Below are 26,484 nucleotides of genomic sequence, written 5' to 3' on the forward strand. Positions count from 1 at the left end.
TTTAAGCGGCCTCTTCAAAGGCTATGAAATTTACTAATTCTCCTTTTTTATTAAAAATTGGATGACCTTCAATAGTACAATAATAAATTTCTCCGTTTTTTTTATAATTTAATACTTTTTTAAAGAATGGTTTTTGCAGAGTAATTGCTTCTCTAATTTCGTTTGAAGTTTCCTTAATTGTATCTTTTCCTTGAAACATTTTTGGACTATTACCCAATACCTCTTGTTCTACATAGCCGTTCATTTTGTACATAGAGTGAGAAGCAAAAACAATATTTAAATTGGCATCGGTAATAAGTATTACTTTTTCTTCCAATTTGGTTTTAAAATCCCAGGTTGTGTTTTTCCATTTTTTTGAATTTGAAAGAACAGCAATTTTAGTACAGTCTAAGTTAATATTTTTAATTTCTGTTTGATAGGTCGCACTAAAACCCCAAGATATTAATGGAACTGTATTCGTTTTTAGAGAATTAAAATACTTAGTTAGAGTATTTTCATGTTCAGTTAAAGTTTTCATGATTTTTATTTTATACCATTAATATTTCTTTAAGACGTCAAATATAAATACAATAAAATAATAAAACAGCGATTTTAAAGGGTTTAACTATTGTTGAACGTCAATATAGCAATATTAAAAGTCAAATTTTAGTTGTACTACTATCGTTTTTTTAATTTCTGTATTTAAGTTACTCAAAGAAATTCCGAGGAGACGAACGGATTCTTTCATCTTTTCTTGGAACAACAATTCTTTAACAATTTCTAATATCAACGCTTTATCCGAAATAAAATAGGGCATTGTTTTACTTCTAGTTTGTTGTGTAAAATCACTGTATTTTATTTTTAACGTTATTGTTTTACCGGCAATTTGATGTTTTTTTAAACGGCGTTCCAATTCGGTTGCAATTTTTTCAAGCTTTTCAAGCATAAAAATTTCAGAAGACAGATTGATATCAAAAGTATATTCTGCTGCTACAGATTTTGTAATTCGATCCGATTTTACTTCGCTGTTGTGAATACCTCGAACGACATTATAGTAGAAACTGCCCGATTTTCCAAAATGCTTTTCCAAGAATTCTACCGATTTACTTTTTAAATCCAATCCAGTAAAAATGCCCAATTGATACATTTTCTCGGTAGTTACTTTCCCTACTCCATAGAATTTTTGAATAGGCAATTCCTCCAAAAACGGAACAACTTCATCTGGATTTACGGTTTTTTGGCCGTTGGGTTTATTGTAATCACTGGCAATTTTGGCAACAAATTTATTGACCGAAATCCCTGCCGAAGCGGTTAAGCCGACTTCATTAAAAATACGCATTCTTATTTCTTGTGCCAATAAACTAGCACTTGGATTTCCTTTTTTGTTTTGGGTAACATCGAGATATGCTTCGTCAAGAGATAGTGGTTCTACCAAATCGGTATATTCTCGGAAGATTTTTTGTATTTTTTTTGAAATCTCTTTATAACGATCAAATCTTGGTTTTACAAAAATTAATTCTGGGCAATACTTTTTGGCCAAAACACCACTTATAGCAGAGCGAACACCAAATTTTCTAGCTTCGTAACTCGCTGCAGAAACTACTCCTCGATTCTCAGCACCTCCAACTGCAATAGGTTTTCCTCTTAAATCTGGATTGTCCATTTGCTCCACCGAAGCATAAAAGGCATCCATGTCAATGTGTATGATTTTTCTATTTGGAAGCGGTTCGAGCATGTTACAAATTTAGAAACGTTTTGAAAAAAATGGAACGAAAGAACTGTTAAAAAAATAAATGAATATCTTTGATGCACTGACTAGCCCAGATGGGAACAACAGCACGATTTTAGATTTTAGATTGCTGATTTTAGATTTATAAAATTTATGAAAATGGTAGAAATTGAAAGAAAGTTTTTGGTCTCTTCGAATGCATTCAAAGATGAGACGTTTACTCAAAATAGGATCAAGCAAGGCTATTTAAGTGCCGTGCCTGAGAGAACGGTTCGTGTTCGTATAAAAGGGAAAAAGGGTTATTTGACTATAAAAGGAATATCAAATGAATCGGGTTTATCCAGATTTGAATGGGAAAAAGAAATCCCTGTAGATGAAGCCGAAAAATTATTGCTTTTATGTGAAGCTGGAGTCATTGACAAAACCCGTTTTGAGATTAAAACGGGCAATCATATTTTTGAAGTTGATGAATTCTATGGAGAAAATGAAGGATTAGTTATGGCCGAAATAGAACTGAAATCGGAATCAGAAACTTTTGAAAAACCAATTTGGTTGGGTCAGGAAGTTACAAATGACAAACGATATTACAATTCTTACTTAAGTAACAATCCGTTTAAAAAATGGTGATTTTATTTTCGTAATTCTTCAATTTTTACAATTACAGCACCACTGCTTTTATTGGAAGTAATATCCATAAAGGCTTTTTTGCTTAAATCTATTTCTCTACCTCTTGCAAAAGGGCCTCTATCTGTTACTTCAACTACAACCGATTTGCCATTGGCTTCATTGGTAATTTTAAGTTTGGTCCCGAAAGGAAATTTTCTATGAGCTGCAGTTAGTTTTTGATTGTTAAATCGTTTTCCGCTTGCTGTTTTTTTGCCATTAAATTTATCGTGATAATAAGAGGCGTGAGCATTTTTCTTAAAAAAAACAAACTTACCTGTTTCAACAATTACAGAGTCTGGGGCGACAGCAATTGGTTCAACTTCTTTTTCAGCAATCTTAGGTACTTTTTTTACGGTATCTTTATTTATGGAAAATTTTTTGCTGTTTATAATGGAACTTTGACTGCTTACTAGTCCAATATTGGCTAGTAAAAACAACAATGAGATTATTTTTTTCATTTATAGTCTATTAGGTGAAACTTTGTGTCGCAAAAAAAAAGAGTAAAAAAAAGCCCCTTTTAAGGACTTTTATTTATGTTTTAAAACCAAAGGGACCAAGGAATTCTGCTCAAAACGAGTACCAATCCTAAACCATAAAATATTGAAAAGGTTTTGAATTTTGATTCACTTGTTGTTAATTTTTTATGTTTTGACCAACCAATTGTAATTAAGGCAATTGCGATAAGATTGATTAACGGATGTTCCAATGAAGTCAAACGTAAAGCCTTATCAGACATTTGACCTAAAGATGCCAATCCAAGAGGAGAAACAAAATATAAAATTAAACCAATCAACAATTGAGTGTGTATTCCAATTAAACCAAACAATGCAATTTTTCTGTCTTTAGCAGTAAATTCTTTTTTGGAAACCATTCCCATTATAGCATTAACAACAGCAATAACAAGAACTAACAATGCAATATAGGCCCAACCGGAATGCATTTTTTGTAAAATAGTGTACATAAATAGTTTTTTAATTTAAACAAATATAAGCAAAAAAGTCATAAAAAAACCCAGAAAAAATTTCTGGGTTTTTTAGAAAAAAAAATATTTTAAAATGGTTGTAACACTTTGTCAATAATTTGAATCACACCATTAGTAGCTTGAATGTTTATAACCTTAATATTTCCATTAACTACTGGAGTAACTAAATCTGTAATTTTAACTGTCCCCTTAGTAATTTTGAATGCCCTGAAAGAAGCTGGAGTAGTAGCAGGAGATACAGCAAATAAAGTATTAACTGTTACGTCTGCGAATGCTGATGAACTAGTATACGAACTAGCTGAACTAGCTGTATTATTTGATCTTTGTAAATGATAATTTAAGATGTTTGTAACTTGAGCATCTGTTTTACCTACTAAAGAACCACCAGTTCCCAATGCTGCTGTAAAAGCATCATTATTTGGAGCATATACAGTAATTGCTGCTGAACCCGTTGCATTTGTTAAAGTTGTTAATACACTTGCTTGAGCAGGAGTGCTTACAACTCCTAATAAAGAAGATAAACTTGGATTTGATACAATTTGATTTACCAATGTTGGCAGTTTTAATACGTTATCAATTACATGTACGATTCCATTGTTGGCCTCAATATCTACAGTAGTTATTTTAGCACCTCCATTTGTAGCACCTGCATTAATTACAATATCACTTCCAACTTTACTAATGGTCATATTTAAATTTGCAGTTCCCGAAAAAGCCGCAGCAGCACTTTTATAAAATCCAAAAGTTTTAAAAGAAGCTGTGGCAACTAAATCTGCTGATCTTGTTCCTACTCCTATAATGTGATTTTGAAGTGATAATTTTAAATCAAGAATTTTTTGAGCATCAACTACTGGATCAAGAGCATTTATAGATGCACTTGTAACCCCTGCGGCTGTAAAAGCAGCATTTGTAGGAGCGAAAACCGTATAAGAACCTGGATTACTCAATGAAGCTGTCAAACTAGTTTTGTTTAATGCATCTACTAATATACTAAAATTAGCAGGGTCAGCTTTAGCTATCTCAACTATAGAAGGAAGTTTTACTACTGTTTTGGTTTCGTCATTTGTACAAGAAAAAGTCATTAATGCAACCGATAAAATGGCAACAAAATATAGGATTTGATTTTTAAATTTCATAATTGTTATTTTTATGTTTATAAAGGATTCGTCTATTTTTAATTAATTTTTATTTTCCGAAAGTATATCTTAAGGTAAATTGTGCTTGCCAAACATCAAATGTAGAGGCATTTTTCTGGAAAGTGTCTCTAGCTAAGAATCTTTTCCCTTCGTTGTCCGTTTGCAAAGCCATAGTATAAAAAGGAATATTACCATTAGCTCCACTTGGTGCTTGTGCAACATTCAATATATTTGATGCAGTAGCACGTTGAGAAATACCCCAATCTCTATTCAAGAAGTTTGTAAAGTTTAAGATATCGGCTCTAAATTGAAAACTGTTTTTCTTTCCTGCAATAGTCAAATAAAAATCTTGAGTTACAGAAAGATCTATTTTATGTAACATTGGTAAAACATTTGAATTTCTTTCTACATATTGACCTCTTCTTTTTGACAAATAAGAATCTTGATCTATAAATTTGTCAAAAGCTTCTTGTTGTTGTGCTTCAGTATACAATACTACTGTAGTTCCAGCTATATTTTGAGTAATAGTACTAAATCTAAGGTCTGTAGCTTTTAAGGGTACAAAAAGTAAATCATTTCCGTTTACTCTGTCTCCATTTAAATCTCCTCCATAAGCATACGTAAATGGATTGGCTTGCTCTCCAATATAACCTAAGTTAATAGAAGTTGCTCCACCATATTTGGTTCCATAATTAATTTTGTATCCTACAATACCAACATATCGATGCGGAGTATTATTATTAGATAGACTTAAAGCCAAATCATTATTCCCATTTACAGATCTAGCACCAGTCCAAGAACCAGAAGCAATAGAACCAGCTGAAAGTAAATCATAAGCGGCTGAATGAGTATAAGAAAATGAACCCCATAATCCTTTGCTATATGGATACTCTAATTTAAAAGTAGTAGAATAAAAATACCCTTGATTTGTATTAGTCAATACAATAGCATTAGAAACATTGTTGTTTATACGAACACCATTGTCATTTCCGGCATACAATGGTCTGTTGTCTGGACCAGCAATTGTTCCAACAGGATTAGCTAAATTGGCATTGTAATAACCAACTTCATTGATGTTTTTGCTAAAAATTCCTTCAACAGTTCCAACAAAACCAAAAGGTAATTTTTGATCTACTGCAATAGTTGTTTTCCAAACTTGAGGAAATTTATAGTCGGTATCTGTAAAAGCCAAATCAAAAGTAGATGGCAATGTAGGTGTTGCAGGTGTAAAGTATTGAGCTGGATTGGAAGTAAATCCATATCCACCAGGCCCTACATTAGCATCACTAGCATCAACAAACCCAGTTAACACCCCATTGTTTCCAATAGCATTTGACAAGAACACAAAAGGAGGTCTTCCTGTAAAAATCCCTGTTCCACCTCTTACTTGAGTTTTTGAATCTCCAGCAACATCTAAGTTGAATCCTACTCTAGGTTCAAATAGATATTGTGTGTTTGGCATATCTCCAGTATTGAATTTTTCTCCATTAGCAAAAGTCATTGCTGTAACAGCTGGATTTTCAAGAGCAGTATCTTTGAAAGACACAGCTGTAGCACGGATACCGTAGGTAATTTTTAAATCATCGGTTACTTTAAAGTCATCCTGAATGTAAAGATCTATTTTGTTAGACTCCATTACTTGAAGTGGTTCAGCACCTCCTGGCAAAGCAGAATATCTAAATTGTGTTCTTACAGGAAGTACATTTACAGACGGAGCTCCATTCAAAGCAATTGACTCATTGGCTGCAGCATAAAAATCATCAGCTGAATTAAAAACATAAACACCGTTTGAACCAGGGAAGAATAAGTTTTCTGATTTGAAACGTTCGTAATTGGCACCAAATAGTAAAGTATGTTTGCCAAAAGTTTTAGTTACATTGTCTGTAAAGTGTATTGTAGAATAACGTAATTTATTTCCTTGTGTAAAAGGATCTAATCCAACAGACATGAAAGTTAAATTCCCAACTGTACTAGATGTACCATTTTTGATGTCAATAGTTGGAAACAAACCACCACCTTGAAGTCCTCTGTCTTCTATTTGCAAGTCGTATCCTGCAATAAAGTTGTTGCTCCAAGATTCTGATAATTTTGAGTCCAATTGTACTACTATAGACCTGGTGTTATCTTCAAGGGTATAACCACTGTTTTTAAAAGCCATTGAATTCACATTTTGAGTTCTATTTCCAAATCCTAAAGAATTGGAATTAGAAACACCCACATCAGAAGATGAATCATGATGAACATAACGAACAGAAAGTTTATGGTCATCATTAATGTTCCAATCTATCCTTCCAAGGAATTTTTTAGATTCTCTTTTAGAATCAAAATTTTCCCATGGACCCGTAGTGTATCCTAATTTATCTTGCATAAACGTCGAAAGTTGTTGCATTTGATCATAAGTTGGAGCAGAAACCTGTCCACTAGGATTTGGAGAATTTGTAGATGTCCAAGTTGTTGCTGGATTTACATTTTCAATTGTTTCGAAATTACCAAAGAAGAATAATTTGTCTTTAATAATAGGTAGACCAATTCTAGCTCCCCATATTGTCTCTTCAAATGTTGCAGGTACAATTTCTAATTCTCCTGCTTTAGTTCCTACGAAACTTTCTTTATTATTTCGGAATGAGTTGTAAACAGATCCTTCTACCTCATTTGTTCCACTACGAGTTACAGCGTTGATTCCAGATCCTGTAAAACCAGTTTGACGTACATCAAAAGGAGCAATATTTACTTGTAATTGTTCAATTGCATCTAGAGAGATTGCTGTAGAACCCGTTCTACCACCCGCTTGTGCATCATTTCCTAAACCAAAACCATTATTAAAAACAGAACCATCAATGGTAAAGTTGTTTAATCTTGAGTCTTGACCTCCAAAAGTACCACCGCTTCCCGCATTGGCATTGTATTTGGTAATAGCAGTAATAGATCGAGATCCAATAACCGGTACCGCATTAATTTGTCTGTTGGAGAACTGTTGTGAAGCTCCTGTTTTTCCTTTAGAAAAAGAACTATTTGATTTAGACATTGTAACTACCACCTCTTTTAGTTGGTTTGTTTCGTCTTCAAGCACTACGTTCACTGTAACTGTGTTTCCTAATGGAGCAGTTATTTCTGTTGTCTCACTAATTCTTGAACCAATGTAAGATACCTTAACAGTATAAGGACCTCCTGGTTTAATTGCTTGAACAGCGTATCCACCAGTAGCGTTGGTGATAGTATTGTATTTAGTTCCAGTAGGTATGTGAATTACTTGCACTGAAGCTCCTGTGATTTTTTCGCCAGTTACATTCTTCACAGTTCCTGAAATTCCTGAAGTAGTTACCTGAGAATAACCGATAAACGACAGGAAAAAAATAAAAATAAAGATGATTTTTTTCATATTAATTTGTTTGTTTAGTTTGGCAAAATTATAACAAATAAGTCTGTAAATGTTAAGATCATATTAAGAAATTAAACTTTTTACTACACATGCATAGTAAATAAACATATTTGCATTAATTGATCAATATTTTGTAATATTGTTTTTATGTCAGCGTTAAAATTAACAATATGACAACATAGTGATTTAAAAAAGTATTTTTATTTTGAATACTTAGGAAAAATATTCGTTTTTAGACAAAAAAAAGCCCTGATTTTCAAATATCAAGGCTTTTCTTAATTAATTTATATAAAAAAAATCTATTTGTTTTCTAAAAAATGATTCAATAAAAATTGGGTTGAACTATCGTGATTTTTTACTTGTTTTGAATTGATTTCGTCCAGTATCGAATTGGCCAATTGTTTTCCAAGTTCTACACCCCATTGATCAAAACTAAAGATGTTCCAGATCATTCCTTGAACAAAAATTTTATGTTCGTACATTGCAATAAGTGAACCTAAAGATTTTGGGGTCAATTTTTGAATCAAAATCGTATTGGTTGGTTTGTTTCCAGAAAATACTTTGAAAGGCAAAAGTTCTTTTGCTTTTTCTGCGCTTAATCCTTGCTTGTCAAATTCAGCTTGCACTTGTTCTTGCGATTTTCCATTCATCAATGCTTCCGTTTGAGCAAAAAAATTAGACATCAATTTATCATGATGATCTTCATCTCCGTATAATGGTGTTACAAATCCAATAAAATCGGTTGGAATCAATTTAGTTCCTTGGTGAATCAATTGAAAAAAGGCGTGTTGTGCATTGGTTCCAGGTTCCCCCCAAATAATAGTTCCCGTTTCATAATTCACCGGTTTTCCATCGCGACCTACACTTTTACCATTACTTTCCATAGTACCTTGTTGCAAATAAGGCGCTAGTTTTTGCAAGTATTGGGTATAAGGAATCAATGCTTCACTTTCGGCACCAAAAAAATTATTGTACCAAACACTTAATAAAGCAAGTGTTACAGGAATGTTTTTATCAAAATCAGCTGTTTTGAAATGTTCGTCCATTTCATTGGCACCACTTAGTAAATCATTGAAGTTGTCAAAACCAACTGCTAAACTGATAGAAAGTCCCACGGCACTCCAAAGAGAAAAACGTCCTCCAACCCAGTCCCACATTGGGAATACGTTATCTGGATTAATACCAAATTCGGTTACTTTTTGTAAATTGGTTGAAACCGCCACAAAATGTTTGGCAACATCTTCCTGTTTTGCCGATTTCAAAAACCAAGCTTTGATAGTCTCCGAATTGGTTAAGGTTTCTTGTGTTGTAAAAGTTTTAGAAACAATAACAAATAAGGTAGTTTCTGGATTTAGTTTTTTGATAATTTCATTGACATGATCTCCATCAACATTAGATACAAAATGAAGATTCAAATGATTTTTATAATATTGTAGAGCTTCAACTGCCATTACAGGTCCTAAATCAGAACCACCAATACCTATATTAACGATATCGGTAAATGGCTTTCCGGTGTATCCTGTTCTTTGTCCTGAGGTTACTTCGTTTGTAAACGTTTTTACTTTGTTTTTTACTTCGTATACTTCTGGCATAACATTTACATCATCTACATTTACGACAGCCGTTGCTGGTGCACGCAAAGCAGTATGCAAAACAGCACGATTTTCTGTTTGATTGATTATGGCTCCACCAAAATAATCGGAGATTGCATTTTTTAATCCGGTTTCGTTTGCCAATTCAAGCAGCAAATCAATTGTTTCTTGATTGATTCTGTTTTTGGAGTAATCAACCAAAAAATCATTCCATTTCAAATGAAATTTCTTGGCTCTTTCTGTATCTGCTTCAAACATTGCTGCCATTGAAGCTTTTTGTATTTGAGTATAATGAGATTGAAGCTTTTTCCAAGCTTTAGTTTCGGTTGGGTTTATTGTTTGTAAAGCCATTTTATTTTAGTTTTTTTAGAATTGTGCAAATTTACTGAAATAAGTTTGACTGGGCTAAAATCAGAACATTATAAAACGATTAAATGTTTAAATTGCTTCCTATACAAAATAAACAACCATCTGTAAATAATGAAAAAGATTTCTCAATTTAATACGGAGTAAACCATGTTAAATTGAGAAATCTGCACAAAATTTTTTAGATATTCTTATTAAGGAAGTCTTATCTTGGAATGATTCTTTATTTTTAAAAACTTATAAATTGGAAACACTATCCAATTCGAATTTCAATGGTTCGATTTGTTTTAGGAATCGTTCTTTGTTTCTCGAATTCATCGGTTCGCCATTTGGTAATTTTAATCGCAATGCATCGACTTGTACGCCATTTTTCCAAAAACGATAACATACATGTGGTCCAGATGCTAATCCTGTACTTCCTACCAATCCGATAGTTTGCCCTTGATTTACATGTTGTCCTCGTCTTACCAATATTCTGGACATGTGTAAATATTGTGTAGAATAGGTTTTATTATGTTTAACTTTTACAAAATTCCCATTACCCGCAGTATAACCGGTTTGTTCAATAATTCCTGCAGCAGTTGTAGATATAGGTGTGCCAGTTGGTGCTGCATAATCGGTTCCTTTGTGCGCTTTCCATATTTGTTGCACAGGATGAAATCGATTTGAAGTAAAACGGGAAGAAATACGACTAAATTTAATGGGCGTTTTTAAAAAGAAGTTTTTCAATGTTTTGCCGTCTTCATCATAATAATCCATTTTCCCAGAACCTGGATTCTGTTCAAATGGAAAAGCATAAATAATCTTTCCTTTATATTCAAAAAAGGCAGCTTCAAGACTATCAACGCCATCATAAATAGAATCATTAATATATCTTTCAGTAAATGTCAGTCCAAATCGATCTCCTTTTTTAACTTTAAAGAAATCGACTGACCAGGCAAAAATCTTTGAAATCCTAGTGGCTAATGCTCCTTCAACTTTTGCTGATTCTAGAGTTTCTGACAATGATCCTTTAAGGATGCCACCAATTGTTCTTCGTTTTAGAGTTAGTGGTTTTGTTTTTTTAAAGGCTATTGCTATTGAATCGCGCAAATCCACAACATAATAATTTAAGGCATCAGGTTGATATATAAAAACAGCGAGTGAATTTGTTTTGTTTTTAGATCGGAGTAGGGTGTAATGTTTGTTTATTCTAATGGTTCGAACATCAAATGTGTCTTTTACTTGAGCGACAATATCGAATACTTTTTTGTCGCCAATATTTTGATTTTGCAAAATGCTTCCAAAAGTATCACCAGATTTTACAGAATCTTGGACAACATTAAAATCCGAAAATTTAAAGCCAAAATCACTCTTTTTTGATTTTGGGATAGATTGACTCTCCAAAATATCCTCATTCTTGTTGCAAGATACAAAGGAAAACAGTACGACTAAAATTACAATTATATGTTTCAAATCTTACTCTTTTAGCTTAATTTTTCTACTCCCCAATTGGCCAACTCTTCTTCATTCCATAATTCTGGAAAAAAAATCCTTCTTTGGTATTTGGGGTGCATATACTTTTTCCAATCACTACCACCAGTGGCTTCACCGTCTCCTTTACCATTGTCAATGTATTTTCTGGCTGCATTAAGATGGCCCATTACCCAAGTAATGTTTACGGTATGATCGTAATGACGCATTGCTATAATCAAATCTTCATTCTTTTGATCGGATTCTGGTAGTTGCTTGAATTTTTGCCAAAGATTTATAGTGTTGTATTCTTTCATCTGAGTGATAAAAGTGGCTTTGTATTTGCGTTCAAATTCTAATAACAAATATGATTTTTCTCCCGTTTGATGATCTTTGCCTGCAGCTTGCCAATACATGTGATCAAGGGCATGTTCATAAGGGGTGTTTCTATCAATAGTTGCTCGAAAACGGTAATCGATAAGATTGATTAAATCGGTCGACGCAATTTCAATCATTCTATATTGTGCACTTTGAAAACCACTTGCAGGAGTTAGTGTATTTCTAAATTTCATGTATTGTTCTACTTCCATACCGTCTCCCATTATATCAAATGAAGTGGTCAACATATCAAAATAACGACTTATTCTCATTAACCGCTCTGTAAAAAATTCCGTTGTTAATTTTTCGGCATAAGAGATTTGATGCATTTCCCAAAGTATCATTTTAAAAAGCAATTCATTGACCTGATGGTACATAATAAAAACCATCTCGTCGGGCAATGTTGTTCTTTGAATTTGCAAATTCAATAGCGCATCTGTTTGAATGTAATCCCAATAGGTTATGGGTTTGGACCAAAGTAATCCTTCAAGATGCGTCTCTGTTTTTTGATTTATAGCTTGGAATTTATGATCAATTTCATCCAAAATTGATGCTGTGGTATCATTAATTGTCATTTTGATTTAATTTTAAACGGATTATTCAATCCTTTGTATTCTTCCAAATCGGCCTTTAAAGACCCTACCAAAAGGCTGGCTTTTATTCGGATGGGTATCTTATTATAGTCATCTGAAATCCAAATTGTTAAACTTTCTTCTTCTTTGAATATCCGTCCAGACTGCACCAAAGGTCTAAAAATCATTGTCGAAACAAGTCCAAATTTAGTTTTAATATCTTCTCTACCGATGAATTTTAACTTAAATTTTGTAATCTCACCGTCAAAAAACATGTCTATAATAACGGATTCGCCTTCTTTGATTTTATTTATATTCGGGTAATTCCGTAAATAATAAAATGACGATAAAATGTCTTGAGTATTTTTGGGAAAGTCAAAAGATTTTTCATTTTTGTGTTTGTAATCTTTTACTAGAACTTTATTGGTCTTTTGATTAAAAAAGCCTTCTTGATTTTTGGTGTATCCTCCTTCGTTTATTTTTCGAACAAACTTGTATGGATTTCTAGTGTTTTTATCTATGTAGCTTTCGTAAACATCTTCTACATTAAAAAAAAACTTGGTCATGCCTGTAGAATATCCTTTTCCAACAACATGATAAACAGCTTGGTTATTTAAAGTGGCCTCTTGAACTTCGATTGTAGCATAACCCGCATTTATTATACCGTAATGCACTTTGAATTTTAGAAATTCTCCAACTGCAAAGGCTTCGTCTTTTTGAGAGTCGAAACCTAAAGTGATGATCACTACTAAGAAAATTATAATTTTTTTCATTGGATTCGATGTCTATTTTTTAAAATAACTTCAAATGTATTAAAACAAAAAAACTCAGTCAAATTAATGACTGAGTTTTTATGCTATTAACTAACCAAAAAACTATAAATTATGAAAATTTATATGAAACTAAGAAGGAAACCACCCCTTCCTGATTTGCGAGTGCAAAGGTATTGTATAAATCAAGGTTTTCTTAGCGAAAAGTCAAGTTTAACACAACATTTGCAATTTTAAGGGTTACTTAACTATTATTTTTATTGATAATGTAAAAATATCAAAATATTATAATGTACCTCGCAATTGCTGTTCCCGTTCAATAGACTCAAACAGCGCTTTAAAGTTACCAGCACCAAATCCTTTGGCTCCCATTCTTTGAATAATTTCAAAAAAGAGAGTAGGACGATCTTGAACCGGTTTGGTAAAAATTTGCAACAAATAACCATCTTCATCGGCATCTACCATAATGGCCAGTTTTTCTATTTCTGCCAAATCTTCTTTCATCATATCCATGTGTACTCCCAATCGTTCTGGAATAGCTTGGTAATAGGTATGTGGTGGTGCCGATAAAAACTCTACGCCTCTTGCTTTTAATTGCGAAACTGTCTTTATAATATCATCAGTTGCAATAGCGATGTGCTGAATTCCGGGTCCACCATAGAAATCTAAATACTCTTCGATTTGAGATTTTTTCTTTCCTTCGGCTGGTTCGTTGATTGGGAATTTAATTCTTCCGTTTCCGTTTGACATCACTTTACTCATCAAAGCCGAATATTCGGTGTTGATTTGCTTGTCATCAAAAGATAGGAAATTGACAAATCCCATTACGTCTTCGTAGAACTTCACCCAAGTATTCATTTCATTCCAACCCACATTTCCTACCATGTGGTCAATATATTTTAGACCTGTTGGTTCTGGATTGTAATCTGATTTCCATTCTTTGTAGCCTGGCAAGAAAATACCATTATAGTTTTTTCGTTCTACAAAAATATGCACAGTTTCGCCATAGGTATAAATTCCAGAGCGAACTACTTCGCCAAATTCATCTTTCTCTACCGTTGGCTCCATAAAGGAACGAGCACCACGCTTCATCGTTTCTTCATAAGCACTTCTGGCATCTTCTACCCAAAGTGCGGCAACTTTTACTCCGTCACCGTGTTTTTTTAAATGGTCGTGTAGTGGCGAATCTTGCGTTAAGGGTGTGGTTAAAACGATTCTTATTTTGTCTTGTTTCAACACATAAGACGTTCTGTCTTTTACGCCTGTTTCCAATCCAGCATACGCCAATGATTGATACCCAAAAGCGGTTTTGTAATAATGTGCCGATTGTTTTGCGTTGCCTACGTAGAATTCGACATAATCGGTTCCTAGTAATGGAAGGAAATCTTGTGCTCCCTCAAATATCTTCTCTAATCCGTATTCTACTGATTTTACTTCTTTTGCCATTGTATTTATTTTTTATGATTCGGATTTTTGTGATTTCCGAAAATGTTGTTGATTGTTTTAAAGCCCTAGCCCTGATGGAAACGGCATCCTTTTTCTTTTTTCTTTAAAAAGAAAAAGATACAGTGAACAGCAGGAAATAGCTCCTAATTAGTCTACCCAAGATTTATAATACTGTCCATCGTCTATTCCTATTGCTTCTTCGGTTACCATAAGCGGGCGGAAAGTGTCGATCATTACGGCCAATTCCTGCGTTTCTTTGTGTCCGATACTGCGTTCCATAGCGCCAGGAGCTGGGCCGTGTGGAATTCCTTTTGGGTGGAGTGTGATGTGTCCTTGCTCGATATTGTTACGGCTCATGAAATCGCCATCAACATAATACAGCACTTCGTCGCTGTCAATATTACTATGATTGTAAGGTGCCGGAATGGCTTTTGGATGGTAATCGTACAGTCTTGGCACGAAAGAACAGACCACAAAAGTGCTAGTTTCGAAAGTTTGGTGAATAGGAGGTGGCAAATGCACACGCCCTGTAATAGGTTCGAAATTGTGAATGCTGAAACCGTACGGAAAATTGTAGCCGTCCCAACCCACTACGTCAAAAGGGTGTGTAGCATAAACCACTTCGTGCATCATTCCTTCTTTTTTCATTTTGATAACGAAGTCTCCTTTTTCGTCATGCGATTCTAATTCGGTTGGAAGGATAAAATCACGCTCACAAAAAGGCGAATGTTCCAAGTGTTGTCCAGAATCATTTTTATATCTTTTTGGAGTATAAAATGGAGCAAATGACTCTACATAAAACAAGCGATTGTCTTCGGTTTCAAACTCGATTTGATAAATAATACCACGTGGAATGATCAAATAATCACCATACTCGAAAGGAATATTTCCCAACATCGTACGGAGTTTTCCTTTGCCTTTGTGAATGAATAGCATCTCATCGGCATCGGCATTCTTGTAGAAATAAGTGGTCAATGATTTTCTAGGTGCTGCCAGCCCAATAGTACAATCTTTATTGACCAACATGGGTTTACGACTGTCCAAAAAATCATCTTCGGGTTTCAATTCAAACCCCTTTAGCAACAATGATTTTATATTTTTCCCAATTGCAATTTTGGGTTCAACAGAATACGATTTTAGTATTTCTTTGATCTGAGTCGGTCTGTGAATGTGATAGGACAAAGAAGAATGCCCGTGAAAACCTTCGGTACCAAAAAGTTGCTCGTAATACAGTCCACCTTTTGGGTTTTCGAATTGGGTGTGTCTTTTAGGAGGAATGTTTCCTAGTTTGTGGTATATTGGCATAACAATTAGATTAGATAATAAACAATTCATTAAAAATGCAGTGTCAAAAAATTGCTTTTAAAAAGCAACTGCTTCGATAATTATCATAAAGCATCAAATTCTTTGAACCTGCAAAAAGATTACCAAACGCAAAGAATCACTCTGGATTTCTTTTGATTAAGAATTGAAGATACTCTAATAAACCGGTCCAATTTGTTTTCATAATTACAAATGTCGTAATTTTAATCGATAAAAAACAAAAATTAAAAAATAAATCCAACAGAAAACCAAAGGTAGGAATTTGAGGTTTCCGGTGACCAAGAATACTTTACTTCACATGGACCGATAATGGTTTCCAAACCATAACCAAGAGCATAACCAGAATACTTGGGTAAAGAAATCCATTTTAAGGAGTCGTATAAGTTATCCTCTAAATTGGCATAATTTGCAGAGAAGTTGAGATGATTTTTTTTGAATACTTCATAATCTAAAGTTATTGTGGTTTCCAAATAGCTATTTGCAGCAATACTCAAATAATCATACCCATAAAAATATTTAAAATTATTGGTGTTGTTAAAGCCATACCCTCCAAGCATAAAATCAAAATAAGGCAAACTTTTATCCCCTATTGATGCACCAGCTTCTGCTTGAATTTTGATTGTGGTATTTTTGAAAAAGGATTTGGCAATACCAGCCTCTGCGCGAACTATAGAAAAAGGCTCAAATTTGTCTTTACCCTCTGACGAGAACATATAAAATTGAGGATTTCCAGAAAAATACCAACCTTTTTTAGGAAAGTATTTATTATCGTAACTATCGTATTTTAAATAACCAAAAACACTAGAATAGTTATTTTTTGTAATAGTCGAATTCAATTCCAGTGTTTCGGAGGTAATATTGAGATATTGAAATTCTACTCCCACACCAACAAGAAATTTTTGTGCAAATACCGATTGTATGTACAATTGATTGGACAAATCTACATAATCAACGTTGATAGAATTTGAAGCTTCTTTAGCATAAGTAATTACGCTAGCAGGGATGTTTTTGTTAAATTGACTCAAAAAAGATTTAAAACCAAAACTCAATTGAAATCCGTTGTCAATATAGTAATCAAAATAATACCTTACATTATCTCCCAAAACCAAATCAGCTGATAAAAAATCATTTTTAAAAAATGTTTTTTTATTGGTAATGTTGACCAAAATGGCACTTTTGTACAAACCATCATAATGCAAACCGAATTTTAAATTTGTTTTTATAGGACTTTCTGTTAAGGTAAGAACCAAATCATCGTATTCTCCATTCTTATCAAAATAATAACTTACGGCACTAAAATTTTGAGTAGCATTAAGGTTGTTTATTCCTGTTTCCAAATCTTTAAAACTTATTTTTGCCCCCGGTAAGAAATTTAATTTTCCAATTACGTAATCTCTAGAAAAATTTTCTAATTCATTGACTTTAATATCAATTATATTCAAACTATCAGATTCAATTTTTAATTTTGGTTTGTGGTAGGGATTCGTTTTGTCAACCAACAAATCGATTTTTTCATATACAGCAAAAGTAGCATCCTCTCCTTTTTTGATAATTTCTGTAGCTTTGTCAAAACTAACCACGCCGTAATTTTTCACATCGGGTTTGATATAAATTTCGGTTAAATTGGCGTTTACTTTCATCTTTTCAACCATTTGTAAATTAGTAATTTGAAAGAAAATTCTAGAAGCACTTCTTAACTCGTCTTTATTCAACAGTCCAGACTGAACATCGACACCTATTATGATATCGGCGCCCATTTTTCGAACTTCTTCTATGGGGTAATTGTTTAGTACACCTCCATCAATAATAAGGTTGTTATCAATCATAACTGGTGCAAATACAGAAGGCAAAGAAGAACTTCCCGTGATGGTTTGCGCAAAAATACCTTTGTCAAAAACGACCTGTTCCCCCAAGGCAATATTGGTTCCAATACACAAAAAAGGAATTGGAAGCTTACTAAAATCCCGAACATGCCGTACTGGCAAGGTCAAACGACTCAAGAGATTAAAATTATACATTCCTTTTGACAAGGCCTCTGGTGTACCAATACTAAATTTATTGAACGGAAGGATTAAGGCGTATAACTCGTCATTTCTTTTTTCATAAAAATTCTTGGATGATCTCGGTATAAAATCGTTTATAACATTACTAAAATTGGTTACATTGATTATGGAATCAATTTGTTTTGCACTGTATCCAATGGCATAAAGACCACCTATTACTGCACCCATACTGGTTCCGCCAATATAATCAATTTTTACACCAGCATCTTCCAATACATTTAAAACACCTATATGGGCAAACCCTTTGGCACCGCCTCCACTAAGTACCAGTCCAATTTTGGGTTTTTTTACAATGTTTTGCGAAAATGAATTCAAACAAGTAAAAAACAAAAAGATAAAAAGCAATACTCTATACATAAGGGGCAAATTACTTTGTTTTGTAAAAGTCGGTAATTTTTTTGGCTTTTGACATACCTATAACGTCGGAAATTTCTTTTTCTGTAGCCAGTTTCAATCTTTTAACACTTTTGAAATGTTGAATTAATGTAAGCATCGTTTTTTCTCCAATTCCAGGAATACTTTCAATAGAAGAATTCAGCGCTGCTTTACTTCTTTTGTCACGGTGAAAAGTAATACCAAATCGGTGTGCTTCGTTACGTAATTGCTGAATGACTTTCAATGTTTCCGACTTTTTATCCAGATATAATGGAATAGAATCTCCGGGATAAAACAATTCTTCGAGACGTTTTGCAATTCCTATAATGGCTATTTTTCCTCTTAATTCTAATGCATCTATGCTTTTCAAAGCCGATGATAGTTGTCCTTTACCACCATCAATGATAATTAAATTGGGTAATGGCTCATTTTCATCCAATAGTCTTTTGTAACGGCGATAAACAATTTCTTCCATTGAGGCAAAATCATCTGGACCGACTACCGTTTTTATATTAAAATGCCTGTAATCCTTTTTGCTTGCTTTTCCATCTTTAAAGACCACACAAGCAGCAACGGGATTGGTTCCCTGAATATTTGAATTATCAAAACACTCAATATGTCTGGGTTCTACGGGTAATCGTAAATCACTTTTCATCTGCGCCATTATTCTATTGGTGTGGCGATCTGGATCTACAATTTGCAGTTGTTTGAGTTGTTCTATTCTATAAAACTTGGCATTTCGAATGGACAAATCAAGAATTTGTTTTTTGTCTCCCAATTGAGGAACAGTAATTTTTATTTGCTCTCCCAAATCGACTTCAAAAGGGACAATTACTTCCTTTGACAATAATTGAAAACGCTCTCGCAATTCGATAATTGCTAGTTCCAGTAACTCTTCGTCTGATTCTTCGAGCTTTTTTTTAATTTCCATCGTGTGCGATCGAATGATGGAACCATGAGAAATTTGCAAAAAGTTGACAAAAGCAGCACTTTCATCAGATACAATTGAGAAAACATCAATATTGGTAATCTTTGGATTTACAATGGTAGAACGCGACTGGTAATTCTCTAAAACTTCTATTTTTTCTTTTATTTTTTGTGCTTCTTCAAAATGCATGTCTTGAGCCAAACTAGTCATCAGACGTTTAAAATCTTTCATACTTTCTTTGAAATTTCCTTTTAGAATTTCTCGTATTGCATCAACTTGTTTTTGGTAATTTTCTAATGTTTCATGACCTTCGCAAGGTCCTTTGCAATTACCGATATGGTATTCTAAGCAAACTTTAAATTTTCCACTATCGATATTCGATTTACTTAAATCATAATTACAAGTTCGTAACGGGTACAATTCTTTTATCAAGTCGAGAATGGTATGAACGGTTTTGAAACTGGTATATGGACCAAAATATTCAGAACCATCTTTCACTATTCTACGGGTGGTAAATATTCGTGAAAAAGGTTCTTTTTTTATACAAATCCAAGGGTAACTTTTGTCATCCCGCAACAAAACATTGTATCGCGGCATAAGTGTTTTTATAAGATTGTTTTCCAACAAAAGCGCATCGGTTTCGGTAGGAACAACAATGTGCTTTATCGTTACAATTTTCTTTACTAGGACATTGGTTTTGGCGGCATCATGAACTTTATTAAAATAAGATGAGACTCTTTTTTTTAGATTCTTGGCTTTTCCCACATACAAAATCTTCCCTTCCTTATCGTAATATTGATATACACCGGGTCCATCAGGCAGGGTTTGTATTTGAAGGGCTAAATTTGGGTTGTTCATTTTTTATTACACGAAGGTTCACGAAGAAGACGCAAAGATTAACAAAAATTTTTAAGATTATTTGTTTTCTTTTTCGGCTATTTTTTGTTCAATGAATTTAAGGTGGCTTTGAGAAACGGATGTCATTATTTTACTAATTTCTTCATCTGTTAACTTTTCCGAATAATTTTTGCAAATCTTATCTATTGAAATAATACCGCTACCAAAAATCGTATATTTATTTGTTTCAAATTTAATATACAATAAACTCATGTTATTAAATCTATCATAATCACCTTTATTGAAAAATTTAAAAGAATATTTGAAATTAATGTCTCTACTGTTTTCGTCAATTATATCATTTTCTTGAGGTAAACTATTTCTTTTTGAATCAAGATTATTAAAAGAAAAATTTACTTCACTAAAATTATAAAAGGCTTCAAATTTTTTACCACTTTCTACGAATTTTTCATATAATCTTTTTATTGAGTGATCATAAATATTCTTTATTGTTTCTTTACTCCTTATAATTTCTGTTTTCTCTACTGAAAATTTAATTCTCTGCTCCAACAATGCAATCTCTTTATCCAAATCATCCTCTTCCTCAATACTTTCTCCTTTGGCTCCAGCAGTCATAATTTCGAGTGAACGGACTAGATTTTGACTTATATAATCAATAAAAGCTTCAATGTTTCCAGCATCAGCCAATTGTAAAGCTGCAAAATAATTGGCTTTGTCTTCTGTTTTTATAATAACTGGTGGAAAATCGAATTTCATCAAAATAAAATTCATCAGTATTCTGGCCGTTCTGCCGTTTCCGTCATCAAAAGGATGAATCCTAATAAATTTATAATGAAACTCAGCTGCTAGAAAAATCGGATTTACGTCTTCCTGTTCAATTTTTTCTCTGTACCAATTCATCAAATCGGACATTTTAGAAGGCGTTTCTTCGGGTGTGGCAAAATAAAATATCTCCCCCGTTTTTGTTTTTACATGATTGGGAGAGGTTTTATAACTGCATACATTTATTCGTTTTTTTGTGGGTTGTCCATCAGGAGTAATGGCATCTACTTCGTAAGGCGCTTTTAGCAAAAGCGTATGCAATTCTCTAATGAAATTTTCATTCAATGGATAATCGCCTTTTACAACATCAATCACCCAATTGATGGCTTCATTATGCCCCGTAATCTCAAAATGATCTTGTAATGGTTTTCCTTGGGCAGTTATTCCAAATAAAATCAATGCTTTGGTTTCTCCGTAAGTAAGCGAATTCCCTTCTAAATGATTGGAGTGATAATTCCAGTTCAAACGGAATTTTTGCATGATTCTTGCTTCTTTCTCTCTATCAATAGGACGTAGATTATCTAATTGTGTTTTAAGTTCTAAAGCTTTAATGCTGTTTTCCATTGTAATTATCGTTTTGCTTTCAACAAATTTACAAATAACATTTTTCTAAAGCGTAAAACAAGTTCAGACTTTTAATACCAAAAAAATAATTTCTATATTTAGCTTTTATTTTTAAACCATGAAAGATTATAAACCATTAGTTATTTTTGGCGAAACTGTTTTGCCTGGCGAAAGTAAAACCATCCAACTAGAGATTGCTCGTCTGCACTCTACAACCAAATTAACGATACCAATTATTGTGAAACGTTCCAAAGTTGAGGGCCCAGTAGTGCTCTTTTCGGGAGGAATTCATGGAGATGAATTTAATGGTATCGAAATAGTGAGGCAACTCATTAGTAAAAAAATAAACAAACCCAAAAAAGGGACTATCATTTGTATTCCGATTATTAATATATACGGGTTTATTAATCGATCTCGGGATTTTCCAGACGGAAGGGATTTGAATAGAGTATTTCCTGGAAGCCGAAAAGGATCATTGGCCAGTCGTTTTGCTTATCACATCATTACCGACATCATGCCACTTGTGGATTATGCAGTAGATTTTCATGCTGGAGGTGCTAGCCGTTTTAATGCTCCTCAAATTAGGCTTACCCCAAATAATCCTGAAGTAAAAGTGTTAGCCGAAGCATTTCACGCTCCTTTTACCTTGTTCTCCAAAAACATACCAGGTTCTTTTAGAAGTTCCAGTGAAAAATTAAAAGTAAAAATGCTTTTGTTTGAAGGCGGAAAATCTTTGGATATTAATCATGATGTAGCTCAAGAAGGCATCAATGGTGTCAAACGGCTTTTGAACTTTTTAGGAATGCTTGACACCAAACACGATGTTCCTTTGCAAAAAAAAGCAACCATATACATTGAAAAATCAGGATGGTTAAGAGCCAAATGTTCGGGATTATTGATTGATAATAACTTGGTTGGACAGTTTGTAAAAAAGGGGACTCTTCTGGGAATGATTACGGATCCTTTTGGGAAATTTGAACGAAAAATTAAAGCGCCAAATGACGGTTATGTGCTCAATGCAAATCACTCTCCAATTGTGTATCAAGGAGATGCCATTTATCATCTTTCGAATACTACCGAAGACGAATAAAACCTAAGTAACTATTCAGCCTAATTAAAAGTAGACACCCCCGAAAGCTTTCGGGGTTCACTAATTAGCACTAATTATATTCAATTTTAAAAATTAATTTACTTCGTCTATTCGCTTCGCTCGAGCCACGAAAATTATCAGTTCTTGAAAATTTGTGTAATTATAAGGACTGTGTTTTCGTGTAAATTAGTGAACCCCGAAAGCTTTCGGGGGTGTCTTTTTCTTTTTTAATTTGACGTTAATTTAGAAAAAGCTGAATAGTTACAAACCTAACAATTGTCATATTTTGATCCTTTCCATTCTCTTATTTTTGAATAAAATATAGAGATTATGTTGTATTGGAAAAAAATGTCTCAAAAAGAGAGAAAAGCCCGTATTGAAAAGGCATTAGAAGAGAATGTAAATTTTACTTTGGATACTTCATTGGGATACCCCGCTTCAAAACTAGACAGTAAAGTATATAATGAGGAAGCCTCGTTCTTGAAAGATGCCCCCACTTTAAAAACCTATGTAGCCAACCCAAACCACATTGGCTGTCATACATTGGGTACTTCAGAAAAAGCATTTAAGGGGACACAAGAAATGGAACGCGAAGTTTTGGATGTACTTGCTGTAGATATTTTTAAGGCACAACCCAAAACCTATGATGGTTATATTTCTCCTGGAGGGACAGAAGCCAATATCCAAGCCATTTGGATGTATCGCAATTATTTCAATTACAAACTTGGGGCAAATCAACAAGAAATTGCCATACTTGCCTCCGAAGATACTCATTACTCTATCCCAAAAGCAGCCAATTTATTGATGCTGGATTGGCTGAAAATTCCAGTTGATTTTTATACTCGAGAAATTGATACTTTCCAATTGGAAAACATCATTATTAAAGCCAAAAAAAAAGGCAAAAAATATTTTATAATCGTCTCCAATATGGGAACAACTATGTTTGGTGCAATTGATGATCCTAATGATTATATTCAACTATTAGAGAAACACCATTTGGAATACAAAATTCATATTGATGGTGCTTACGGGGGATTCATATATCCGTTTAGCAACAAAGAAAGTGAGCTTAATTTTGAAAATCCTAAAATCAGTTCCATAACAATAGATGCCCATAAAATGCTTCAAGCGCCTTATGGTACTGGGATATTTCTATGTCGAAAAGGTTTGATAGAAAATGTATTGACCAAAGAAGCCGAGTATGTGGAAGGAATGGATTTAACACTTTGCGGTAGTAGGTCTGGGTCTAATGCTGTGGCAGTTTGGATGATTTTATTCACCTACGGGCCTTTTGGCTGGTGTGAAAAAGTGCGTGTACTGCAAATGAGAACACAGTGGCTCTGTGATCAATTGGACGAATTGAAAGTGGCCTATTTTAGAGAACCGTTTATGAATATTGTGACGATTCAGTCTCAATTTATTAATGAATCGTTGGTCAAAAAATTTGATTTGGTTCCCCAAAAATACAATGACGATAATTTATGGTATAAAATTGTGATTATGGATCATGTAGAAGTAGATCATTTGAGTACTTTTATCACCGATCTAAAAGAATCACTTTATGTTGAAAAAGGAATTAAGGCAGAAGTATAAAGCGGCAAGACAAAATCTAACTGCTACTGAAATTGAAGAAAAAAGCTTGGCTATTGCCAATGAAATAATTAAACTTCCAATTTGGGAGAAAACGTATTTCCATGTTTTTTTACCTATTGAAGAGCAAAAGGAAGTCAATACCGAATTTATACTGCATCTCCTAGCTGGGAAAGACAAAGAAATCGTGATTTCGAAAAGTGATTTTAAAACTAGAGAAATGACTCATTTTCTTTTGACGGACAATACGAGAATAAAGAAAAACGAGTACAACATTCCCGAACCTGTTGATGGTCTAGAAGTTCCTGCTACAAAAATTGATGTTGTTTTTGTGCCACTTTTGGCTTTTGACAAAACCGGAAACCGAGTGGGTTACGGTAAAGGGTTTTATGATAAATTCTTAGCAGGATGCAAACCCGAAACCATTAAAATTGGCCTTTCGTTCTTTGCACCCGAAGCACAAATTTCAGATTTTTTTGAGAGTGATGTATTGTTGGATTATTGTGTGACACCAAATGAGGTTTTTGCGTTTTAGAATTCGAAGCAAAAATTAAAAACCATTAAAGCATTAATTAAGTGTTGAATATTAATTTCTCTGATTGGTTTTTATTAAAAAAAAATATTTTTCAAAAATCTCCTTGTTTTAGTACAGAAATAGTAGTGACACTGGCTACTACAAAGGAGCAAACTTCCAGAACGTAATTCAAAAGTTTCAACAGGCTCTGTTTATTAGCCCCTTTTCTCTAAAGGTAGGGCTGTCACGAGTGATATGGTGCTTGCTCCAAAACTCACACATCTCCATGCTAAAGATCTTCTTTTTCGCTACTGTTTAAAACAATAAAAAGCATAGAGCAGTTATTTTAATTAAAATGAAACAGCACTAAAATCAATATTTAAGATTTTATTAAGAATAAACTCGTCGAAAAGCGATTTATATCCGTTGAAATTCAATATTTTGACAAGCGAAGTGTAGTATTTTTAAGTACTTTTGAGGTTGAAAAAAATCACTGTTTTCCGTGATTGTTTCTTACAAGGAATTGATTTAATTTTACAAAAAATTATTAAAATGAATGCACTCCTCACCTTAATATTGTTAATGACTGGATTTGTTTGTCAAATTATTAATGATGTTGTAATTTGGATTACAGGGTTATTCAATTAAAGCAACAAATTTTTTATTGAACGTCATATTTCATTTTTCTCAAAATGCGTAACGCTTCTTTAAACGACAAATAAACTTGTGCAAATTGTTTTAATAACGGTTTAGCATCAATTAATTTTTGTTTGGCCTCGTCAAAACCATTCAAGTAACAAATCATAAAAGTAGAAGGTAAATTCTCCAAATCTTTGTATTCTCGATCTGATAATGCAATCCCTTTCTGGATTTTGTTTAGCAAAGAAATATTGGAATTGTATATGTGATACAACATTTTTCTATTGAATTCTGGTGGCTCAAAAAGTATTTTACGATCAATTTTGTAATATCCATTGTCATGAAAATGAATCGTTTGCTGTTCCAATGAATAATAACTCGTTCTGTCATTCAAGCCCAAAGGTACATATTCGACAATCGTAAAACTATCTTCGTCAAAGGTGATTTCAACTACATCTTGAGCCGAATAAAACAGCTTGATTTGTTCGTTTATTAACTCAATATCTACTCTGGATAAATAGGTTTTGTCTCTTGATTTTTTTGGAATTCCAGCCCAACAAATCACAAATAATTCTTTAAAAACTTTGTATTTGGGAGCCATGTCTTTATGTCGAAAATTCATAAAGTCAATAACACCATCAAGGGTATATTCAATACTGTTTCTCGAATTATTTTCGATTCCAATAACCGTTTCAGTGTTCTGATAATTTTTCTCAACTTCACCTTCGACAGGCATCGTGTTACTTCCACGACGAATAAAAATACTGTTGGCAACAATAGTATGAATTCCTTTTTTGAAATAAGATGTTTTGCTTTTAGGTTTTATGGTCACCAATCCAATTACTTTGTCCTTTGGTAAATTGGGGAAAGGCACATTTTCATATTGAATTTTAGGCGGATTTTCAAGAAAAGCATTCACTAAATTCTGAATCCTACTATCATCAAAAAAATCGTCCCCAACAATTGTATTGTTTTCATCTTCAACACCAACAACAATATACGAATTATTAGTGGGGTTGGAATTGGACAAAGCACAAATATGTTTTAGAAACTTTGCTTTCCCTTCCCTACTATGCAAATTCAATTGTCGCTTTTTATCATAGAAACTACTTTCATCATTGTGAGCCAGTAAATTCTTGATAAGAATACGCTTGTTGATCATTTGATTTGAGATTAGCGATTTTAGATTTCAGAAATATTAGCATGAAATTAAAAGACTATTTAGGCTTTTATAAAATTAAAACGAATCACTTTTGTTTTGACAAAGTCAA

At 33.3% G+C, this 26,484-nt stretch carries 20 protein-coding genes; 4 read left to right on the forward strand and 16 right to left on the reverse strand.

Annotation, left to right across the window (positions count from 1 at the left end; translation table 11 throughout):
• Position 1: 1 nt before the first annotated feature.
• Both AC8GF4_RS01625 and dinB read right to left on the reverse strand, forming a co-directional pair.
• Positions 2 to 517 carry a PAS domain-containing protein gene (locus AC8GF4_RS01625; RefSeq protein WP_506592137.1) on the reverse strand — a complete coding sequence of 172 codons (516 nt, stop codon included), beginning with the start codon at positions 515 to 517 and terminating at the stop codon, positions 2 to 4.
• Between the two features lie 114 nt (positions 518 to 631).
• Positions 632 to 1,714 carry a DNA polymerase IV gene (dinB, locus tag AC8GF4_RS01630; RefSeq protein WP_506592139.1) on the reverse strand — a complete coding sequence of 361 codons (1,083 nt, stop codon included), beginning with the start codon at positions 1,712 to 1,714 and terminating at the stop codon, positions 632 to 634.
• 153 nt (positions 1,715 to 1,867) lie between these two features.
• Between dinB and AC8GF4_RS01635 the strand changes: the two genes are divergently transcribed.
• Positions 1,868 to 2,335, forward strand: a complete 468-nt coding sequence (locus tag AC8GF4_RS01635) for a CYTH domain-containing protein (protein WP_506592141.1) — start codon at positions 1,868 to 1,870, stop codon at positions 2,333 to 2,335.
• Positions 2,336 to 2,337: 2 nt separating this feature from the next.
• Here the strand turns inward: AC8GF4_RS01635 and AC8GF4_RS01640 are convergent, their stop codons facing one another.
• The 13 genes from AC8GF4_RS01640 to AC8GF4_RS01700 all read right to left on the reverse strand — a co-directional run bounded on the left by AC8GF4_RS01640 (position 2,338) and on the right by AC8GF4_RS01700 (position 21,380).
• Positions 2,338 to 2,832: a septal ring lytic transglycosylase RlpA family protein gene (locus tag AC8GF4_RS01640; protein WP_506592143.1), complete on the reverse strand. Its 495-nt coding sequence runs from the start codon at positions 2,830 to 2,832 to the stop codon at positions 2,338 to 2,340.
• An 80-nt stretch (positions 2,833 to 2,912) separates the two neighbouring features.
• Positions 2,913 to 3,335 (reverse strand): hypothetical protein, encoded by a 423-nt coding sequence (locus tag AC8GF4_RS01645; protein ID WP_506592145.1) that lies wholly within the window; start codon positions 3,333 to 3,335, stop codon positions 2,913 to 2,915.
• A gap of 89 nt (positions 3,336 to 3,424) precedes the next feature.
• Positions 3,425 to 4,492 carry a fasciclin domain-containing protein gene (locus tag AC8GF4_RS01650; RefSeq protein ID WP_506592147.1) on the reverse strand — a complete coding sequence of 356 codons (1,068 nt, stop codon included), beginning with the start codon at positions 4,490 to 4,492 and terminating at the stop codon, positions 3,425 to 3,427.
• 49 nt (positions 4,493 to 4,541) lie between these two features.
• Complete coding sequence (locus AC8GF4_RS01655; RefSeq protein ID WP_506592149.1) at positions 4,542 to 7,871, reverse strand: TonB-dependent receptor; 3,330 nt, start codon at positions 7,869 to 7,871, stop codon at positions 4,542 to 4,544.
• A gap of 299 nt (positions 7,872 to 8,170) precedes the next feature.
• Positions 8,171 to 9,814: a glucose-6-phosphate isomerase gene (gene pgi / locus AC8GF4_RS01660; protein WP_506592151.1), complete on the reverse strand. Its 1,644-nt coding sequence runs from the start codon at positions 9,812 to 9,814 to the stop codon at positions 8,171 to 8,173.
• 252 nt (positions 9,815 to 10,066) lie between these two features.
• Entirely contained in the window at positions 10,067 to 11,284 is a 1,218-nt protein-coding gene (locus tag AC8GF4_RS01665; RefSeq protein WP_506592153.1) for a M23 family metallopeptidase, read from the reverse strand.
• A gap of 11 nt (positions 11,285 to 11,295) precedes the next feature.
• A complete protein-coding gene (locus tag AC8GF4_RS01670) occupies positions 11,296 to 12,234 on the reverse strand; it encodes a tryptophan 2,3-dioxygenase family protein (protein WP_506592155.1) in 939 nt (312 codons plus the stop codon).
• Positions 12,231 to 13,004, reverse strand: coding sequence for a DUF3108 domain-containing protein (locus tag AC8GF4_RS01675; protein ID WP_506592157.1), 774 nt, complete (start codon positions 13,002 to 13,004; stop codon positions 12,231 to 12,233). Before AC8GF4_RS01675 ends, AC8GF4_RS01670 begins: the two co-directional genes overlap by 4 nt.
• A 282-nt stretch (positions 13,005 to 13,286) precedes the next feature.
• The gene (hppD, locus tag AC8GF4_RS01680; protein ID WP_506592159.1) at positions 13,287 to 14,447 is read right to left on the reverse strand and encodes a 4-hydroxyphenylpyruvate dioxygenase; all 1,161 of its coding nucleotides are present in this window, start codon (positions 14,445 to 14,447) and stop codon (positions 13,287 to 13,289) included.
• 147 nt (positions 14,448 to 14,594) lie between these two features.
• Positions 14,595 to 15,752: a homogentisate 1,2-dioxygenase gene (locus tag AC8GF4_RS01685; protein ID WP_506592161.1), complete on the reverse strand. Its 1,158-nt coding sequence runs from the start codon at positions 15,750 to 15,752 to the stop codon at positions 14,595 to 14,597.
• 242 nt (positions 15,753 to 15,994) lie between these two features.
• Entirely contained in the window at positions 15,995 to 18,190 is a 2,196-nt protein-coding gene (locus AC8GF4_RS01690; protein ID WP_506592163.1) for a patatin-like phospholipase family protein, read from the reverse strand.
• 10 nt (positions 18,191 to 18,200) lie between these two features.
• Positions 18,201 to 19,994, reverse strand: a complete 1,794-nt coding sequence (gene uvrC / locus AC8GF4_RS01695) for an excinuclease ABC subunit UvrC (RefSeq protein WP_506592165.1) — start codon at positions 19,992 to 19,994, stop codon at positions 18,201 to 18,203.
• A gap of 57 nt (positions 19,995 to 20,051) precedes the next feature.
• Entirely contained in the window at positions 20,052 to 21,380 is a 1,329-nt protein-coding gene (locus AC8GF4_RS01700; protein ID WP_506592167.1) for a Fic family protein, read from the reverse strand.
• 118 nt (positions 21,381 to 21,498) lie between these two features.
• On the opposite strand from AC8GF4_RS01700, the gene AC8GF4_RS01705 reads away from it, so the two are divergent.
• The 3 genes from AC8GF4_RS01705 (at position 21,499) to AC8GF4_RS01715 (ending at position 24,595) form a co-directional block, all read left to right on the forward strand.
• The gene (locus AC8GF4_RS01705) at positions 21,499 to 22,470 is read left to right on the forward strand and encodes a succinylglutamate desuccinylase/aspartoacylase family protein (RefSeq protein WP_506592169.1); all 972 of its coding nucleotides are present in this window, start codon (positions 21,499 to 21,501) and stop codon (positions 22,468 to 22,470) included.
• Between the two features lie 330 nt (positions 22,471 to 22,800).
• Entirely contained in the window at positions 22,801 to 24,063 is a 1,263-nt protein-coding gene (locus AC8GF4_RS01710) for a pyridoxal-dependent decarboxylase (RefSeq protein WP_506592171.1), read from the forward strand.
• Positions 24,032 to 24,595 (forward strand): 5-formyltetrahydrofolate cyclo-ligase, encoded by a 564-nt coding sequence (locus AC8GF4_RS01715; RefSeq protein WP_506592173.1) that lies wholly within the window; start codon positions 24,032 to 24,034, stop codon positions 24,593 to 24,595. Before AC8GF4_RS01710 ends, AC8GF4_RS01715 begins: the two co-directional genes overlap by 32 nt.
• A gap of 640 nt (positions 24,596 to 25,235) precedes the next feature.
• Here the strand turns inward: AC8GF4_RS01715 and AC8GF4_RS01720 are convergent.
• On the reverse strand, positions 25,236 to 26,375 hold the full coding sequence (locus AC8GF4_RS01720) for an ATP-binding protein (protein WP_506592175.1): 1,140 nt from the start codon (positions 26,373 to 26,375) through the stop codon (positions 25,236 to 25,238).
• Between the last annotated feature and the right edge of the window lie 109 nt (positions 26,376 to 26,484).

It is taken from the genome of Flavobacterium rarum (SeqCode) (genome assembly GCF_965234445.1).
Classification (GTDB): domain Bacteria; phylum Bacteroidota; class Bacteroidia; order Flavobacteriales; family Flavobacteriaceae; genus Flavobacterium; species Flavobacterium rarum.

Coding starts and splice junctions, on each gene's coding strand:
- dinB (WP_506592139.1), bottom strand. CDS start 1,714: ATGCTCGAACCGCTTCCAAATAGAAAAATCATACACATTGACATGGAT.
- AC8GF4_RS01635 (WP_506592141.1), top strand. CDS start 1,868: ATGGTAGAAATTGAAAGAAAGTTTTTGGTCTCTTCGAATGCATTCAAA.
- AC8GF4_RS01720 (WP_506592175.1), bottom strand. CDS start 26,375: ATGATCAACAAGCGTATTCTTATCAAGAATTTACTGGCTCACAATGAT.
- AC8GF4_RS01700 (WP_506592167.1), bottom strand. CDS start 21,380: ATGGAAAACAGCATTAAAGCTTTAGAACTTAAAACACAATTAGATAAT.
- AC8GF4_RS01715 (WP_506592173.1), top strand. CDS start 24,032: ATGTTGAAAAAGGAATTAAGGCAGAAGTATAAAGCGGCAAGACAAAAT.
- AC8GF4_RS01675 (WP_506592157.1), bottom strand. CDS start 13,004: ATGAAAAAAATTATAATTTTCTTAGTAGTGATCATCACTTTAGGTTTC.
- AC8GF4_RS01650 (WP_506592147.1), bottom strand. CDS start 4,492: ATGAAATTTAAAAATCAAATCCTATATTTTGTTGCCATTTTATCGGTT.
- AC8GF4_RS01705 (WP_506592169.1), top strand. CDS start 21,499: ATGAAAGATTATAAACCATTAGTTATTTTTGGCGAAACTGTTTTGCCT.
- hppD (WP_506592159.1), bottom strand. CDS start 14,447: ATGGCAAAAGAAGTAAAATCAGTAGAATACGGATTAGAGAAGATATTT.
- AC8GF4_RS01670 (WP_506592155.1), bottom strand. CDS start 12,234: ATGACAATTAATGATACCACAGCATCAATTTTGGATGAAATTGATCAT.
- AC8GF4_RS01710 (WP_506592171.1), top strand. CDS start 22,801: ATGTTGTATTGGAAAAAAATGTCTCAAAAAGAGAGAAAAGCCCGTATT.
- AC8GF4_RS01625 (WP_506592137.1), bottom strand. CDS start 517: ATGAAAACTTTAACTGAACATGAAAATACTCTAACTAAGTATTTTAAT.
- AC8GF4_RS01690 (WP_506592163.1), bottom strand. CDS start 18,190: ATGTATAGAGTATTGCTTTTTATCTTTTTGTTTTTTACTTGTTTGAAT.
- pgi (WP_506592151.1), bottom strand. CDS start 9,814: ATGGCTTTACAAACAATAAACCCAACCGAAACTAAAGCTTGGAAAAAG.
- uvrC (WP_506592165.1), bottom strand. CDS start 19,994: ATGAACAACCCAAATTTAGCCCTTCAAATACAAACCCTGCCTGATGGA.
- AC8GF4_RS01645 (WP_506592145.1), bottom strand. CDS start 3,335: ATGTACACTATTTTACAAAAAATGCATTCCGGTTGGGCCTATATTGCA.
- AC8GF4_RS01640 (WP_506592143.1), bottom strand. CDS start 2,832: ATGAAAAAAATAATCTCATTGTTGTTTTTACTAGCCAATATTGGACTA.
- AC8GF4_RS01655 (WP_506592149.1), bottom strand. CDS start 7,871: ATGAAAAAAATCATCTTTATTTTTATTTTTTTCCTGTCGTTTATCGGT.
- AC8GF4_RS01685 (WP_506592161.1), bottom strand. CDS start 15,752: ATGCCAATATACCACAAACTAGGAAACATTCCTCCTAAAAGACACACC.